The organism is Hungatella sp. SB206 (assembly GCF_051132295.1).
Taxonomy (GTDB): Bacteria; Bacillota; Clostridia; order Lachnospirales; family Lachnospiraceae; genus Hungatella; species Hungatella effluvii.
The window spans coordinates 6,662,407-6,677,891 of the sequence record NZ_CP096603.1; the positions used below are offsets into that span (position 1 = coordinate 6,662,407).

14 protein-coding genes are annotated in these 15,485 nt (G+C 48.7%); 4 read left to right on the forward strand and 10 right to left on the reverse strand.

The genetic code is table 11. The features are described 5' to 3' along the window. The first annotated feature begins 84 nt into the window (after positions 1–84). Both M1L66_RS29680 and M1L66_RS29685 read left to right on the forward strand, forming a co-directional pair. On the forward strand, positions 85–1,554 hold the full coding sequence (locus M1L66_RS29680) for a glycoside hydrolase family 5 protein (protein ID WP_187020256.1): 1,470 nt from the start codon (positions 85–87) through the stop codon (positions 1,552–1,554). Positions 1,555–1,837: 283 nt separating this feature from the next. Continuing rightward, positions 1,838–1,894: a hypothetical protein gene (locus M1L66_RS29685; RefSeq protein WP_434694354.1), complete on the forward strand. Its 57-nt coding sequence runs from the start codon at positions 1,838–1,840 to the stop codon at positions 1,892–1,894. A gap of 184 nt (positions 1,895–2,078) precedes the next feature. Here the strand turns inward: M1L66_RS29685 and M1L66_RS29690 are convergent, their stop codons facing one another. The 8 genes from M1L66_RS29690 to M1L66_RS29725 all read right to left on the reverse strand — a co-directional run bounded on the left by M1L66_RS29690 (position 2,079) and on the right by M1L66_RS29725 (position 9,972). Continuing rightward, positions 2,079–3,113, reverse strand: coding sequence for a LacI family DNA-binding transcriptional regulator (locus tag M1L66_RS29690; protein ID WP_434689210.1), 1,035 nt, complete (start codon positions 3,111–3,113; stop codon positions 2,079–2,081). 19 nt (positions 3,114–3,132) lie between these two features. Continuing rightward, positions 3,133–4,611 (reverse strand): 4-alpha-glucanotransferase, encoded by a 1,479-nt coding sequence (malQ, locus tag M1L66_RS29695; RefSeq protein ID WP_434689211.1) that lies wholly within the window; start codon positions 4,609–4,611, stop codon positions 3,133–3,135. A 12-nt stretch (positions 4,612–4,623) separates the two neighbouring features. After that, positions 4,624–5,493: a carbohydrate ABC transporter permease gene (locus M1L66_RS29700; RefSeq protein ID WP_187020261.1), complete on the reverse strand. Its 870-nt coding sequence runs from the start codon at positions 5,491–5,493 to the stop codon at positions 4,624–4,626. Then, positions 5,493–6,335 (reverse strand): carbohydrate ABC transporter permease, encoded by an 843-nt coding sequence (locus tag M1L66_RS29705; RefSeq protein ID WP_002604844.1) that lies wholly within the window; start codon positions 6,333–6,335, stop codon positions 5,493–5,495. Before M1L66_RS29705 ends, M1L66_RS29700 begins: the two co-directional genes overlap by 1 nt. A 143-nt stretch (positions 6,336–6,478) precedes the next feature. Beyond that, positions 6,479–7,891 carry an ABC transporter substrate-binding protein gene (locus M1L66_RS29710; RefSeq protein WP_187020263.1) on the reverse strand — a complete coding sequence of 471 codons (1,413 nt, stop codon included), beginning with the start codon at positions 7,889–7,891 and terminating at the stop codon, positions 6,479–6,481. A 412-nt stretch (positions 7,892–8,303) separates the two neighbouring features. Continuing rightward, positions 8,304–8,828 carry a hypothetical protein gene (locus M1L66_RS29715; protein ID WP_434689213.1) on the reverse strand — a complete coding sequence of 175 codons (525 nt, stop codon included), beginning with the start codon at positions 8,826–8,828 and terminating at the stop codon, positions 8,304–8,306. Beyond that, positions 8,825–9,406: a chromate transporter gene (locus tag M1L66_RS29720; RefSeq protein WP_002604847.1), complete on the reverse strand. Its 582-nt coding sequence runs from the start codon at positions 9,404–9,406 to the stop codon at positions 8,825–8,827. Before M1L66_RS29720 ends, M1L66_RS29715 begins: the two co-directional genes overlap by 4 nt. Next, positions 9,403–9,972, reverse strand: a complete 570-nt coding sequence (locus tag M1L66_RS29725) for a chromate transporter (protein WP_187020268.1) — start codon at positions 9,970–9,972, stop codon at positions 9,403–9,405. The genes M1L66_RS29720 and M1L66_RS29725 overlap by 4 nt, the downstream gene beginning before the upstream one ends. A 129-nt stretch (positions 9,973–10,101) precedes the next feature. Here M1L66_RS29725 and M1L66_RS29730 point away from each other — a divergent pair, with 129 nt between their 5' ends. Further along, positions 10,102–10,998 (forward strand): LysR family transcriptional regulator, encoded by an 897-nt coding sequence (locus M1L66_RS29730; protein WP_434689215.1) that lies wholly within the window; start codon positions 10,102–10,104, stop codon positions 10,996–10,998. Between the two features lie 77 nt (positions 10,999–11,075). Continuing rightward, entirely contained in the window at positions 11,076–11,828 is a 753-nt protein-coding gene (locus M1L66_RS29735; protein ID WP_434689217.1) for an SIMPL domain-containing protein, read from the forward strand. A gap of 232 nt (positions 11,829–12,060) precedes the next feature. Here the strand turns inward: M1L66_RS29735 and M1L66_RS29740 are convergent, their stop codons facing one another. Both M1L66_RS29740 and M1L66_RS29745 read right to left on the reverse strand, forming a co-directional pair. Beyond that, on the reverse strand, positions 12,061–13,332 hold the full coding sequence (locus tag M1L66_RS29740; RefSeq protein ID WP_434689219.1) for a glycoside hydrolase family 125 protein: 1,272 nt from the start codon (positions 13,330–13,332) through the stop codon (positions 12,061–12,063). Continuing rightward, on the reverse strand, positions 13,326–15,476 hold the full coding sequence (locus tag M1L66_RS29745) for a glycoside hydrolase family 3 C-terminal domain-containing protein (protein ID WP_434689220.1): 2,151 nt from the start codon (positions 15,474–15,476) through the stop codon (positions 13,326–13,328). The genes M1L66_RS29740 and M1L66_RS29745 overlap by 7 nt, the downstream gene beginning before the upstream one ends. Between the last annotated feature and the right edge of the window lie 9 nt (positions 15,477–15,485).

A 15,485-nucleotide genomic window follows, 5' to 3' on the forward strand; every position in this document is an offset into this window, starting at 1 on the left:
TGTTTATGTTTTTTCATCTTGTCCCAACCACTTCTTCATAGTAAAATTATATAAATATTTGTTTTTAGAAAGGAGTTATACTGTATGGAATTCCTTAATACCAGAGGAAAGAACATTGTAACGGAATCCGGAACGCCGGTTTACTTGAGGGGCACCTGTGTAGGCGGTTGGATGAACATGGAGAATTTTATCAACGGATTCCCAGGAACAGAGATCTCGCTTCGCGAGCATATGAAAAAAAGGCTGGGGGAGGAGAACGGAACTTACTTCTTCCAGGAAATGATTCGCAATTTTCTGTCAGAGGAAGACCTGGCATTTATTGCTTCCACAGGCGCTACTGTGGTGCGTCTGGCATTGAACTACCGTCATTTTGAGACCGATGACGCTCCATTTGTTTACAGAGAAGAGGGCTTCCGTCTTCTCCGGGAGACCGTGAATCTCTGTGAAAAACACGGTCTTTACGTAATCTTTGACATGCATGCGGTTCAGGGCTGGCAGAACACCCACTGGCACAGCGATAATGACCGGGGAATCTCCCTGTTCTGGTCTGACGCCTGTTACCAGAGGCGCTATTACGCCCTGATGCAGGAAATTGCGTCCCGCTTTAAAGACTGTCCGGCCGTGGCTGGCTATGAGCTTCTCAATGAACCGAGTTCAAGCTGCCGCAGCGGAGATTATCCCTTTAATATGTATGAAAACTTTACCTCCGATTATCAGAACTTCAACCGGATCATTCACACTGCCGTAGACCGGATCAGAGAGATAGACAAACGCCACATCATCTTCATAGAAGGGGACTCCTACGGCCATAATTTTAACGGCTTAGAGGCTCCGTTTGACGATAACCTGGTATACTCTTCCCACGACTATATTGTCTCCAGCTTCGGTCCCGGCGCCTATCCCGGCCAGTATGAGATGCTTCACAACGACCGCGTCGAAGCCGGCTGTTACTGGGATTATGAACAACAGATCCGCCACATAAAGGAGACGGAAGGCTGGCAGTTTTCCGAGACCCACCAGGTTCCTCTGTGGGTAGGGGAATTCGGTTCCCAGTACTGCACCGGAGGCGATGACATCCCTTACCGGCTGGCCTCCATGGATGATCAGCTCCGTGCATTTAATGAACTGGGGCTTCACTGGACCACCTGGACGTACAAGGACTGCGGTACCATGGGCTGGGTCACTTTAGATCCCGAGAGCGAATACATGAAAACGGTCTCTGATGTGCAGCGTATGAAAGGTCTGCTTGGCGCAGAAAACTTCACCGCCTGGCGAAGCGCCTGCCCCGGCAAGGAGGTCACCGGACAGTTCACCCGCTACGTCATGTCACTTTTAAGCGAGTCGTCAAACTACACCTTTGGCACCTTCCAGAAATGCATGAACTACGCCCTTCTCACCAGTTTCTGCGCCGGAGTCCTGCAGCCGGAATACGCCAAGGCATTTCAGAACTGTTCCGCCGATGACATTGCCAGAATCATGAGATCCTTTGCGCTTTTAAACTGTCAGGTAAACGAGCCGTATCTGGAACTGCTAAGAAGACGGCTGGCCGGTTGATTCTGATAAAAAAGCAAATAAGACAAAAGAATGTAAAAAAGTGGGGACAGTGTTCTATATAAGTCCACTGTCCCTCAGTAAAATATATGAAATATCACATAATCCCAATTCAATCTTATCATACTCGTATCAATATTCATCACTTTAATTAGTTGTTTTTTTTACCGTATTTTGATATAATGCAATCAGGCAGTCCATCTGCCGGGTGACTTCCATCTCCGAAAGGAGGTGGTTCTATAATATGTCTACTTATGAAGAATTTATGATTATCATAAATGCAGCGATGCTTATCGTTGCTATTCTCGTTTACATAGATAGAAAAAATGGTACAAAAAAATAGTCACCCTCCAACCCAAAGGTAAGTGACTATTTTTTAATAGAAATTAATCTTTTGGAAGCCACTCTGTGGAGTGGACTGCCTTTTGTACCTTTATTATAAACCTTATAAATATGATATGTCAATCACAATTTAAAATCCGTGTACAGCATACACAATAAATGTTACAGTTCGTTTCCCACCAGCCTCAAACTCTCCTGGTCGACTCTCCCTCCACCAGTTCACCCTTAAACACCCGTTTCTGATGGCCCGCCTTCCCGCGGATTACATCGAACAGAATCTTTATAGTGCTTTCGGCCATCTCCTCCACCGGCTGTCTTATGGTAGTCAGCGTCGGATTGTAGTAATGAGCGATATCGAGCCCGTCGAATCCGGCCACGGAATAATCTTCCGGAATCTTCCCGCCGCACTCGGTAATCGCCTTGCAGGCTCCTATGGCGATGCTGTCCGATATTGCGTAGACTGCCGTAAAATCCACTATATTCTCCCTCAGAATCCGGCTCATAGACGCAAATCCGTAATCCATGGTATAACAGTCCCTGCCTGCATCAGAGAACACACACAGCTCCTCATCAGGCTCGATCCCATTGTCTTCCAGGGCCTTTTTATATCCTTCAAGACGCAGTCTTCCGATACTCTCGTCATCCTGTGTTGCCGCCAGAATCAGGATTCTTTTATGTCCAAGTTTACATAAATAATCCGTCATCTTGTAGCTTTCCGCGTAGTCGTCCACGGAAACCCAGGAGTAGGAAGAGGATTCCTCCAGAGAATCCGTCATTCCGATGGTGCTCAGTACGAAGGGAACCGTCAGCTGCTCCAGCTTCTCCCTGCTGTGTGAGAAAAATCCGCCCAGGAACACGATTCCTCTCGGCTTCTTTTCCTTAATCAGTTCCAGCGCCACGTCCACCTCATCCTCACTGGCGTCCACACGCTGCATGATAAACAAGTATTTCTTCTTCTGGATTTCCTCTTCAAAAACGCGGATCATCTTGTTGAAGAACGGATTACTGATTCCCTTGATCAATACCGCAATGGCCTTCGAATCCGTGCGTTTTAAATTCCGGGCGCTGTTATTAGGAATATAATTATGTTCCTTAATCGCCTGCATAATCATGTTCTTCGTCTCCGGATTGATATCCGGATGATTATTAATAGCACGTGATACCGTACTTACGCCAACCCCGCAGATTCTGGCTATGTCCTTAATATTGATAGAATCCATAAGAAATACTCATCCCCTGTCATACCCTGCCGTAAAGCTTTGCCATCTTCCGGCACTTTACCGCGATCTCGTCAGTTATTTCCCCGGAAAGCATGCGCCATCTCCAGTTCTCCCCCAGAGTGGAAGGCGTGTTAATCCTCGCTTCCCCTCCAAGCCCTAAATAGTCCTGAACCGGTATCACTGCAAGCTTCGCCACACTCGACAGTGCAAGGCGTACGAAATCCCAGTGAATCTCGCCCCCGGGGGTGTGTGCATTGTTCATGTAGTCCACGGAAAGCTGTCTGTCGGCCTCGTCCATCTCCTCATACCACCCGCGGATGGTATTATTATCGTGAGTCCCCGTATAAACAACACAGTTAGTCGTATAGTTATGCGGCAGATAATCGCTTTCCTCTCTGGAATCGAACGCGAATTCCAGAACCTTCATTCCAGGAAATCCCGTATCTTTTACTAATTTTAACACAGATGGCGTTAAAAATCCAAGATCTTCCGCAATAATATCGAGTTTACCAAACTTTTCCTGCATTTTTTGGAAAACCTCAATTCCGGGTCCCTTTTCCCAGGTTCCATGAATGGCATTTTCACTCCCGGCCGGTATGGAATAGTATTCATCGAAGCCCCGGAAATGATCCACACGCACCACATCATACATGCGGAAGCTGTATTCCATACGCCTCATCCACCACTGATATCCGGTTTTACCATGGTACTCCCACTGGTACAGCGGATTCCCCCAAAGTTGTCCTGTGGCTGAAAATCCATCAGGAGGGCATCCTGCTACCGCCACCGGCACCCTGTTCTCATCGAACTGAAACAGCTCCGGATGGTACCACGTATCCGCGCTGTCCAAGGCCACATAGATGGGAATATCCCCAATGATACGGATTCCCTTTTCATTCGCGTAAGATTTCAGCGTGCTCCACTGTTCTTCAAACTTCATCTGAAGGAAGGCGTAAAATCCCGCTTCATCCGCCAGTTCATACTGGAGCTGTTCCATAGCTTCCCGCTTCTGAAGGCGGATATCCTCATCCCACTCCGTCCAGCTCTTTCCCTTATAATGGTTCTTAACCGCCATATAAAAGCTGTATTCTACGGTCTCCGGCCAGAGTTTCTCCCTGGCCTCGGCCGCTGTGTGTCCATCCTTCAGCCAGCGTTCATACGCCCTGCGAAGCAGTGGAAAGCGGTTAAAATAGATCTTTCCATAATCAATATCCCTCGGATTATCTCCGAAATCCGCGGCGTCGCATTCCTCTTCTGTAAGGAGACCTTCCTCCACCAGCCTGTCGAGATCGATGAAATAGGGATTGCCTGCAAAAGCAGAAAATGACTGGTAGGGCGAGTCCCCGTAGCTGGTCGGTCCCAATGGCAGAATCTGCCAGTAATGCTGCCCCGCCTCTTTCAATGTATCAATAAATTCATATGCCTCTTTAGAAAATGCTCCGATTCCGTACTTTGACGGCAGACTGGCAACCGGAAGCAACATACCACATTCCCGCATCGTGTGTCTCCTTTATCCTTTTACTGCGCCGGCAGCCACACCCTTAATGATGTATTTCTGACAGCTTAAATAGAAAATAATAATTGGCACAATCGCCAGAACCAGCATGGCCATCATGGCTCCCATGTCGATAGAACCGTAGCCGCCCTTTAAGTTCTGGATAACCATGGGTATTGTACCCTTTTCCTGTGGAAGAATCAAGCTCGGAAGCAGATAATCGTTCCAAATCCACATGGCATTTAAAATCGCTACTGTAACAGCGGTTGGCCGGAGCATCGGAAATACCACATTAAAGTAAGTCTGAATGGGAGAACAACCGTCAATCATGGCCGCTTCTTCGATCTCCAGCGGAATCGCCTTTACGAATCCGCAGAACAAGAACACCGCCTGCCCCGCCCCGAATCCCAGGTACAGCAGAACAAGTCCATACATGGAGTTTAAATATAAGTCATTGGCCGTTTTGGACATGGTAAACATGACCATCTGGAACGGCACGATCATGGCAAACACAAAAACATAGTAGAGAATACTGTTAAATTTCGATTTTACTCTCGTAATGTACCACGCGGTCATGGAGGTGAACAGCACAATTACCGCCACGGAACACACCGTGATAAACAGAGACCGTCCAAACGCCGGGAAAAATCCGGTCTTCCTTACGCCTTCAAAATAGTTCGTAAGGGCCACATAGGTTCCCGCTTTAGGCAGCTGAAACGGTGCATCGCTGATATACAGCTTGCTCTTAAAAGAGTTTACCAGTACCAGGAAAATGGGAAACAGAAATGCGAGTGAAAGTACGCTGAAGAACGCCGTCATCACAGCGCCAGTCGATTTGCTGACTTCCATCTGCTGATTTTCCACTTTTTTAGCTTTCCCGCTCATCAGTTTTCCACCTCCTTACGCCTTGTCAGATACAGCTGTGTCAGAGAGATAATCGCCACCATCAGGAAGAAGACAACCGCCTTCGCCTGACCGACGCCTTCCCATCCGACTCTGCCGTAAAACGTGCTGTAGATATCCAGTGCCAGCATGCTGGTCTGTCTGCCCGGTCCTCCCGCAGTAAGAGCAAGGTTCTGGTCAAACAGCTTAAAGGAATTGGTCAGGGTTAAGAAGAGACAGATCGTAAGAGATGGCATAACCATCGGGATAATGATACGCCGCAGCGTCTGTGTCTTCGTTGCTCCGTCAATCTTGGCCGCTTCGATCAGGTCCGGAGAAACGTTCTGAAGGCCAGCGATATAGATGATCATCATATATCCGATGAGCTGCCAGTTCATCAGGATAACCAAACCCCAGAAGCCGTATTTCGCATCGAAGGACAGTGTAACTCCGAACTTCGCCAAAATACCGTTTAATAACAGCTGCCAGATATAGCCCAGAACGATACCGCCGATTAAGTTAGGCATGAAGAACACGGTTCTGAATAAATTCGTCCCCTTGATTCCCCTTGTCAGAGCATACGCCATCAAAAATCCAAACACATTAATTGTAACAACGGACACTATGGTAAATTTCACAGTGAATACCAATGCGTTTAAAAAGTTCTGGTCCAGAAATATCTTTTTATAGTTGCTAATGCCTACCCACGTCGCATCCTTTACCGTGGTAAATTCCGTAAATGAAAGATAAATACCCATGATAAACGGATACAGGAATGCAATGATAAATGCAATCAGCGTCGGCAGCACAAAAATCGGAAAATACCGTTTGATGGATTTTTGCATGGCGCACCCTCCTTGAACATTCATACTGATTCTTAGCTATTGACGATCACCCGGACGCTTCGCGCACGAGTCACCGTGATAAGTAAAGAAATGGGTGAGGAAGTTCCCTTACGCTCACCCATCTCATGTCTGTTGCCTTAGTCTTATTTGGTCATCGCTTTTTCATTAGCCCAGTCGGCCTTCATGTCGTCCACAACGGCCTGCCATTCTTTTCCGCCCTGAGCGTACTGTAACAGGGATGCGCCAAAGTTATCCTTAAAGGTCTGGCTCGGGAATGATGTGAAGTTCCAGGATACGGAATATAAATCGGTATTGCTCATGTATCTGTCAACTTCTTTTGCCAGCGGGTCGGTTGGCTTCTCGTCTGCTGCGAAAGTATCAAACGGAGCGATAAAGCCTAACTTATTTGTCACATAGTCTTTTCCTGTATCAGAGCTGAAGAGCCATGCTAAGAAGTCAAGAGATGCCTGCTGATCTTCTTCCTTGGCCTGGCTGTTGATGGAGAAGAAGTTCTCTGTACCAATACATAAGCCCTGTTTCTCTTCGCCTGCTACGCCTGTATAGATCGGAAGGAACTTAACATCTTCTTCCTTCACGGTATTACCTTCTACGCCTGCTACCTGGCTCCATCCCCAGTTACCGTTCTGAACCATGGCAGCCTTGCCCAGTGCGAACTCAGCCATGGAGTCCTCTACGGTCTTGGCACCTACCATCTTCGGATCTGTGCAGGAATTATTTAAATATAAGTCGAAAATGTTCTTGAAATTATCGGAATACTTGAAGTCGATCGCATCTTTATCGCTTACATTGTCATCTTTGTATTCGTAATAAATCGGAAGGTTTGCAAGGTGGGTCTGCCATCTCCAGTCTTCACCAGGTGCGAAGGATGTGGAAGCGAATACACCTTCAATGCCCAGATCAGCCTTTCTTGCCTGCATATCCTCGGCAACTGCCTTCAATGTATCAAAATTCTTGATTTCGTCCATGGATTTTGCTTTTGCACCGTCCAGTGCGAAATACTTCTGCATAACCGCATCGTTATAAATAATGCCGTAGCCTTCTACTACATACGGGATACCGTATACGCCGTCGCCGTCTGTCACTGCCATGCTCTTATCAACCAGATGGCTGTAAATATCCGAATCCTTTAAATCACGGCAGTACTTAGCCCATGATTTATATCCGATCGGTCCATTGATCTGGAACAGTGTCGGCGGTTCTTTCTTTGCTACTTCGGATTTTAATGTCTGCTCATACGTTCCGGCTGCTGCTGTCTGAACCTTCATCGGTACTCCGGTCTCAGCCGTGTACTTCTCAGCCAGCTCTACCCATACATCCGCAACCTCAGGCTTAAAGTTTAAGTAATAGATCTGTCCCTTCGCATCGGATGGTGCTGCAGTAGTGTCCTCCGCCTTTGCCGCCTCGGTGGTCTCGCCAGCCGGAGCCGCTGTGGTCTCTGCCGGTTTTGTCTCCGCCGGTTTGGAAGAGCATCCAGCCAGTGTTCCAGCCGCCATAGCGGCTGCCAGTGAAAGTGCTGCCAGTTTTCTTAGTTTCATAATATATATCCTCCTTCCGTATCTGCGTTCTCTGCCGCAGGTACTTACCATATTATGTGTTGCGTTACGTTTGGAACTGTTACCGGGAACCTTCTCGGTAACGGTATCGGTAACGTTTCCAATAACCTTGTTTTCACTATAGCACAGTGTACGAGGAGATGCAAGAGTTTTTTTAATTCCCTTTCTATTTTTGTCACTATACCACAATATTATTTTATAATTTTATGCATATGTCACAATTATTATTCCTTTTATTTAAAAACGCAGAGGAGATTGTTGGTAAAAGCGTCGAATTGTATGATTATGGAGATGTTGAGAAAAAGCTTGAAGTTAAGAGTTGTTTTACTTCACAGGGAGCAAAAGCTCCCCCTAAGAGTTGTGCCTCTTTGGAGGAGCTTCACGTATCCTGATTCTACACCATGTCAATATCATCATCATGATACATATATTCCGCCACCGCAAACACCACAGCCGCTTCGTATACATCAAGTGTTTTCTCCCATTCCACCTCATGTCCTGTCAAGGAGGCGATCTGGGTAATGCGCCCGATCCGTCCGTTCTGATCTTCCAGAACTATTTCCCGTTTCCGGTTCTGCCGTACCATCACATCACCTGCCGTCAGGGGAATCACCGCCTTCACGGCCAGCGGTGCACGAAACAGGACCGCCGCTCCATATCCCTTACCGCTTCCGCTGTTCTCCCTCCTCTCCTCATATTGATAAGAGATTGGAACTTCCTGTTTCATCTGCGGCTTTGTCCTGTTTTCTATGAGACAGCCGCCCTTTTCCTTTCTTACACGGTAAAGGACATTGCCGTCTGTTCCACATATTTCACGGGCAGGGCCGTTCTTGGGCCATCCCTCTATGGTTCCTGCCATACTTCCATCTTCTCCGTAAATTCTGGAATTTCCCACACATTCTTTAATCCTGATTTTCATCCTATCATACCTCCTGCCGCTGTAATAACGGTCTGGCAGACACCTGCCAGTACCATGACATAAATGGGATTGATATCAAACCGGCGAAGCACAAACAGTGCCGCCGCAAAGATCAGTACCGCGTCCACCTTCAGTCCGGATATAACCGCCGGAAGAGAAAATCCGGCCTCCCCCCAGAAAGAGGTGATGATGATGCTCATTCCTGCAGTCGCAATCATTGCCACTACAGCCGGCCTTAAGGTATTCAGAATCCCCTGAAGCATCGTGAGTTTCTTATACTTCGTATAGACGTATGCCAGAGCCGACACCAGAATACAGGACGGCAGAATGCACCCGGCGGTTGCTATAACCGCTCCCGGAAGCCCGGCAATACGAAGCCCCACAAAGGTAGCAGAATTAACTGCAATCGGTCCCGGTGTCATCTGGGAGATTGTAACCAGATCATTAAATTCCCCCGCCGTCAGCCAGTGGTGCAGCGTAACCACCTGATTCTGAATCAGCGGCATTGCCGCGTAACCTCCGCCAAAGCTGAATGCTCCAATCTGCAAAAAGCTTAAAAACAACTGAATGTAACTCATTGTACCTCCCCCTTCTTCATCGCTCTCCAGGTTCTGACCGCTCCAAATACGATACAGCCGATTACCACGTATACCACATTGATGTTCAGGAAAAACGTAAGAATAAATGCCGCTGCCATAATAAGTACGGACACCCTGTTTTTTTCCACCAGAATTCCATGTCCCATCTCGATTACCACGGCGATAATGACTGCCGCGACGCCTGCCTGCATTCCCGTCAGCATGGAATGGACCCAGATGTTATCGCGGAATGCAATATAAAACATCGAGACCAGGGACAGGATCACGAACGGCGGAAGAATCGTTCCCAGTATGGACACCAGCATCCCTGGTATGCCTGCCAGCTTATAGCCTACTACGATGGAACCGTTGACCGCGATGGCTCCGGGTGCGGACTGTGCAATAGCAATCAGATCCAGCATTTCCTTTTCGTCAATCCAGTGATATTCATCGGCAAATTTCTTTTTCATCAGAGTCACGATCACGTAGCCGCCTCCAAAAGTAAAAGTTCCAAGCGATATCATGGATAGAAACAGCTTTAATAAAATTCCTTTTTCTCGTTTCATATTTTGCTTCCCTCCTCTTACCAACAGTATATTTCCACTTGATTAATAAGTAAAATAGTATTATTATATCAAATATATAACATATTTCTTATGTATCGCAAATTTACCCGATCGAAAGGAGGTATTTTTATGACGCTCCGCCATATGAAAATCTTTGTATCAGTCTACCAGAACAATGGAATTACCAGGGCTTCTGAAGAACTCCATCTGGCCCAGCCATCCGTCAGCCTGGCTATCCGGGAGTTGGAGGATTACTACGGAATCCGCCTGTTTGACCGTATCTCCAGAAGGCTCTATGTCACAGAACAGGGAAGGATGTTCTACGATTACGCGCTCCACATCGTCTCCCTGTTCGATGAGATGGAGCTGGGGATCCGTAACTGGGAACACATGGGTACGCTACGCATTGGTTCCAGCATCACCATTGGCAACTTCCTTCTCCCCGGCCTCGTAAAGAAGTTTACGACCACACACCCGGAGATGAATGTAAATGTATCGGTTCATAACTCTTCTTATATTGAGGACTGTATTTTAAACAACAGGATCGATTTTGCACTGATCGAAGGAATTCCGGAATCTCCTCAAATTGTAAGGGACCCCTTCATGAACGGCCGTCTCTGCCTGATCTGCGGCAAAGCCCATCCTCTTGCATCGAGAGACGCGGTTCCATTGGCGGAACTGGAGCAGCACAATTTTATCTTAAGAGAACCGGGAAGCGGGGGACGTGAGATATTGGAGAGTCTCTTAACCGGCTTTCAGATTCATTTGAATGCCGTCTGGGAGAGCGTCAGCACGCAGGCCATTGTCAAGGCAGTGGCCGAGGGGCTTGGCATTTCCATTCTCCCCTATCTCCTGGTCGCCGATGACATCAGAAACGGTGTTATCCTGGAAAAAAAGGTGGAAGGTATCTCACTCTCCCGTAAATTTTCTATTATTTACCACAAACATAAGTATTTAACGCCGTCTGCCAGGGAGTTCATCCGGTTGTGCCACACCGACGAAATAATTCAAGAATTCGACCTGTAATGTTAAGAGAAAAGAAATAGTAAACTCTTGCATTTAGTGTAAAATGAAGGTACGACAGAATAAGGAGGAGATTTATTATGAGAAAACATTTCACACAGACAGCAGTTATTCTGGCCGCGGTTTCGGCCATAGGCCTTACGGCCTGCACACAGGGCAGCACTACCGCTCCCATTCCAGACACAATTAAAGTTGAAAATGTAAAAGATAATGTAATCACCGTACAGAGTACGGAGGAGGTAAAGGTCGTCCCCGACATGGCGGAGCTGGTCTTCTCAGTGACCACTCAGGCGGCAGACGCGAAGGCATGCCAGGAACAGAACAGCAAAGATTTGGACAATGTAATCAGCTTTTTAAAGGGTACCGGTATTGCGGAAACTTCGATTCAGACCTCCAACTATGGGCTTGACCCGATTTACGACTGGAATTCGGGAAGAACGATCACAGGCTACGAGATGAATACCACCATTACCGTGTCCGATATTCCGATCGATCAGGCAGGAACCCTGATATCTTCCAGCGTTGAAGCCGGAATTAACAGCATCAGCCAGGTCACCTACCTTTCCAGCAAGTATGACGAGACGTACCAGCAGGCGCTTAAGAATGCCATCGCCTCTGCCAAAGTCAAGGCTGAAGCCATTGCGGAAGCGGGCGGCTGCACGCTGGGACCGGTCGTCCACGTGGAAGAATATAACGACAACCAGATCGCCCGCTACTCCACCTATAAGAATGCAGCCGTTGAAGATATGGCTGCAGGCGCGGCCTCCATGAGCGTCGAACCGGGACAGTTAAGCGTCGAAGCGCGGGTGACGGTGGAGTTTGAAATTCAGTAAGGGAAATGACTTCCAATTGTATTTCATTGCGAATAAAGAGTCTGCCATGGCAGACTCTCGCGCCGGAGCGCGGGCGCTTTAGCGGCTATACTTCCTTAGCGCGGAGTGCGAATCCCCCCGGAGGGTTTTTGTTTCATAGCGCACACTTTCCTATGAAACAAAAAACAGGCTTGTCCGCCCGGAAGACTTCTTTCAGTCAACCAGACAGGCAAGCCTGTCTCAAATCCCCTTTTTATCTAATAACCTTCTTCATCAGCATCTCACTGAACAGCGAATTCACCCATGCAAACCAGGGCCTCGTATAAATCATCTCATCGTCCTTATAAATGCTCTCATGAATATATCCCGTGCCCGCATCATTCTCCACCAGCATAGTAATCAAGCGGTCAATTTCTGCGTTGCCTTCCGTTGTAAGAGCCTGAATAATCAGAGCCATCGGCCATACGTGGCCTGGTTTCGTGTGGGGGCTTCCAATTCCGGTGAGTCTGGTTCCTTCAAAATAGTACGGATTTTCACTGCTGAGCGCCAATCTCCTGGTATTCTGATACACCGGATCGGATGCATCACAGTATCCAAAATACGGCATAGACAAAAGCCCCGGGATTCCTGCGTCATCCATTAAAAGTGTATTTCCCAATCCGTCCGCCTCGTAAGCGTAGACACGCCCATATTTTCCGTGCTCCACGATTCCGTACCGCTCAATTCCGCCCCGAATCTCCTGGCTAAGAAGCTTTGCCCGGCCGGCCAGCGCATGATCCTGCCATACCGTCTCTGCAATTTCAGACATCTGTTCCAGAGCCACAGCCGCATACATGTTGGAAGGGATCAGATATCCATAAGTACAGGCGTCATCACTGGGCCGGAATCCTGACCAGGTCATGCCTGTATAGGCAACCGGTGTTCCCAGTCCGGAGCGTTTTAAAGTCTCTGTCTCTTTATCCGTATCCCGTTCAAACCGGTAATGGGATTCTGCCTCATGGTTCTGTTCTGCGGCCCACTGGTCTGTGACCTTCTCACAGGCGCTTTTAAAAGCATGATCCAGATGGTCCGTACGCCCTGTAGTCTTCCACAGTTCAAAGGCCAGTGCAATCGGAAAGCAGAGAGAATCCACCTCGTATTTTCGTTCCCAGGTCCAGTCTGTCTGGCCTGACCGGTCCGGCGCATAGTGACGTCCGTTGGCTGTGACGTTAAATGCATTGGCATAAGGATCTTTATTCATATAATAGACCTGTTTCTGAAGAACCCGTCTGATCAGATCATAGATTTCCTCATGCCGGGCCGCGGCTGGTAAGTAGTGATGCACCTGCGCCGCCGAATCTCTCAGCCACATGGCCTCAATATCGCCGGTTATGACAAACAGGCTTCCATCTTCCAGTTCTTTTACAGTTGTATCGATTGTATTTAAATAACACCGTTCAAACATGTCCGCCAGCTTGCCCCCGGGCAGACGTTTTTTCAGTTCTGCCGCCTCCGCTGACAATATGGCCTGGTACTGCTCTACCATCTTATGTCCTCCAGCTTTAATTCCAGTTTTAAAGGCGTCTTTCCTGTCAGTTCTACGCTGCGGCCGTCCGGCTGGCTCCCTCCGCAGGTGACAACCGCCGCACTTCCGTCAAATACAAACTCTCCCTCCTCATTTACCACCATAAATGCTTTGGCAGAAAGGATAAACGTGGCCGCCGCAGACTCCCCGGCTTTTAAATGAATCCGCTTAAAGTCCGCCAGGGATCCCCCAGGCGCCGCCAGTTCCGAATCCGTAATCCGGACGTAAACCTCCGCCACCTCGTCGCATTCAAACATCGAATGGTTCGTAATTTCCACAGAGAGCATTAAATGTCTGGCTTCCCCCTGTCCCGTTTCGATCTGTTCTGCCTTCAAATTGCTGTATTCAAAATCGCCGTAGCTCAAACCATATCCGAACGGATACAGCACCTCATGTTCCATGTAGCGGTATGTCCTGCCCTTCATGCTGTAGTCTGTGAAGTCCGGCAGTTCTTCCGTTGTCCGGTAAAATGTGACCGGCAGTCTGCCCGAAGGCACTGCTTCTCCCATCAACAGCCTTGCCGCCGCCAGACCGCCCATCTGTCCGGGATACCATACATGCAGAATCGCACTGCAGTGTTCATCAGCATCGCTTATCGCCATGGCACTGCCTGTAGACAGGAGCAGAATCACCGGCGTTCCCGTCTCACAGACCGCCTTTAAGAGCCTCTTCTGGGACTCAGGAAGACTTAAATCCACCTTGTCCGCACCGGCATAGCTGTTGTTGGCGTCGCCTTCTTCCCCCTCCAGTGTGCCGTTTAAGCCCAGACATAAGAATACCACGTCGCTCCGCATTGCCATGGAAACAGCCTCTTTGATCCTGTCATCTGCCTCAGCGAGATTTTCCACATTGTCGCGGTAAAGATGGGCGCCTTCCGAGCAGAAAATCCTGGTATCTTTCCCCAGTACGGCCCGTATTCCCTCCAGAAGCGTGTATTTCTCCGTTGCTGTGCCGTTATAATTACCTTTCAGAATCTCTTCGCTGTCGCTGTTGGGTCCGATTACCGCCACAGTCTTAAGCTTCGCCTTATCGAGAGGGAGAATTCCGTCATTCTTTAAAAGCACCATGGATTCCTCCGCCGCTTTCAGGGCCAGACTGTGATGTTCGGCACAGTCATTGACCTCATAGGGTATCTCATCGAATTCCGTATGCTGGTCAAACATTCCCAGCCTCATCCTCGTCATCATTAAGTGGGTGACTGCTCTGTCGATATCGTCCTCAGACACCAGCCCCTGGTTACAGGCACTCATCACATGAAGATAGACGGCGCCGCAGTTTAAATCACAGCCGCTCTTAAGCGCCAGAGCCGCCGATTCCTGGGGTGTGTCCGTCAGCCCGTGATGCATATGGAAATCTTTGATCGCCCCGCAGTCCGAAACGTAATAACCGTCAAAGCCCCATTTTTCCCTCAGAATCTCTGTGATCAGATGATGGCTCCCGCAGGCCGCCTCGCCGTTCAAACGGTTGTAGCCTCCCATCACTCCTTCGACTCCGGCCTCCTTCACGCAACGCTCAAACGCCGGAAAATACGTCTCCGCCAGATCCTTTTTACTCACCACGCTGTTAAAGGAATGACGTCCCTTTTCCGGTCCCGAATGGGCGGCAAAATGCTTCACACAGGCAGCCGCCTTCAGCCTCTTTCCATTTCCCTGAAGCCCTTTAATGTAGGCTGTTCCCATGCGTCCTGTCAGGCACGGGTCCTCCCCGTACGTCTCATGACCCCGCCCCCATCTCGGATCACGGAAAATATTGATATTGGGAGACCAGAAGGTGATTCCCTTATAGAGTCCCCTGTCCTCGTTCTTCACCGCCTCGTTATATTTTGCCCGCCCCTCGAGAGCGGTCACATCACCGATTTTCTGCAAAAGCGCCTCATCAAACATTGCCGCTAATCCGATGGCCTGCGGAAATACCGTAGCCGCTCCGGCTCTGGCCACTCCGTGCAGCGCCTCGTTCCACCAGTTATAGCTTGGAATCCCCAGACGTTTTACCGCCGGGGCATCGTAACGAAGCTGCGATACCTTTTCCTCCAGCGTCATCTGTGACACCAGATCCCGTACCCTCTCTTCATCTGTCCTGCTCTCATCCAAATATACCGCTTCCATCTCGTATTC

What these genes read in the sequence shown, in the direction of transcription:
- M1L66_RS29680 (WP_187020256.1), top strand. Translation starts at nt 85, where the DNA reads ATGGAATTCCTTAATACCAGAGGAAAGAACATTGTAACGGAATCCGGA.
- M1L66_RS29730 (WP_434689215.1), top strand. Translation starts at nt 10,102, where the DNA reads ATGACGCTCCGCCATATGAAAATCTTTGTATCAGTCTACCAGAACAAT.
- M1L66_RS29720 (WP_002604847.1), bottom strand. Translation starts at nt 9,406, where the DNA reads ATGAGTTACATTCAGTTGTTTTTAAGCTTTTTGCAGATTGGAGCATTC.
- M1L66_RS29725 (WP_187020268.1), bottom strand. Translation starts at nt 9,972, where the DNA reads ATGAAACGAGAAAAAGGAATTTTATTAAAGCTGTTTCTATCCATGATA.
- M1L66_RS29700 (WP_187020261.1), bottom strand. Translation starts at nt 5,493, where the DNA reads ATGAGCGGGAAAGCTAAAAAAGTGGAAAATCAGCAGATGGAAGTCAGC.
- M1L66_RS29735 (WP_434689217.1), top strand. Translation starts at nt 11,076, where the DNA reads ATGAGAAAACATTTCACACAGACAGCAGTTATTCTGGCCGCGGTTTCG.
- M1L66_RS29745 (WP_434689220.1), bottom strand. Translation starts at nt 15,476, where the DNA reads ATGGAAGCGGTATATTTGGATGAGAGCAGGACAGATGAAGAGAGGGTA.
- M1L66_RS29690 (WP_434689210.1), bottom strand. Translation starts at nt 3,113, where the DNA reads ATGGATTCTATCAATATTAAGGACATAGCCAGAATCTGCGGGGTTGGC.
- malQ (WP_434689211.1), bottom strand. Translation starts at nt 4,611, where the DNA reads ATGCGGGAATGTGGTATGTTGCTTCCGGTTGCCAGTCTGCCGTCAAAG.
- M1L66_RS29715 (WP_434689213.1), bottom strand. Translation starts at nt 8,828, where the DNA reads ATGAAAATCAGGATTAAAGAATGTGTGGGAAATTCCAGAATTTACGGA.
- M1L66_RS29710 (WP_187020263.1), bottom strand. Translation starts at nt 7,891, where the DNA reads ATGAAACTAAGAAAACTGGCAGCACTTTCACTGGCAGCCGCTATGGCG.
- M1L66_RS29740 (WP_434689219.1), bottom strand. Translation starts at nt 13,332, where the DNA reads ATGGTAGAGCAGTACCAGGCCATATTGTCAGCGGAGGCGGCAGAACTG.
- M1L66_RS29705 (WP_002604844.1), bottom strand. Translation starts at nt 6,335, where the DNA reads ATGCAAAAATCCATCAAACGGTATTTTCCGATTTTTGTGCTGCCGACG.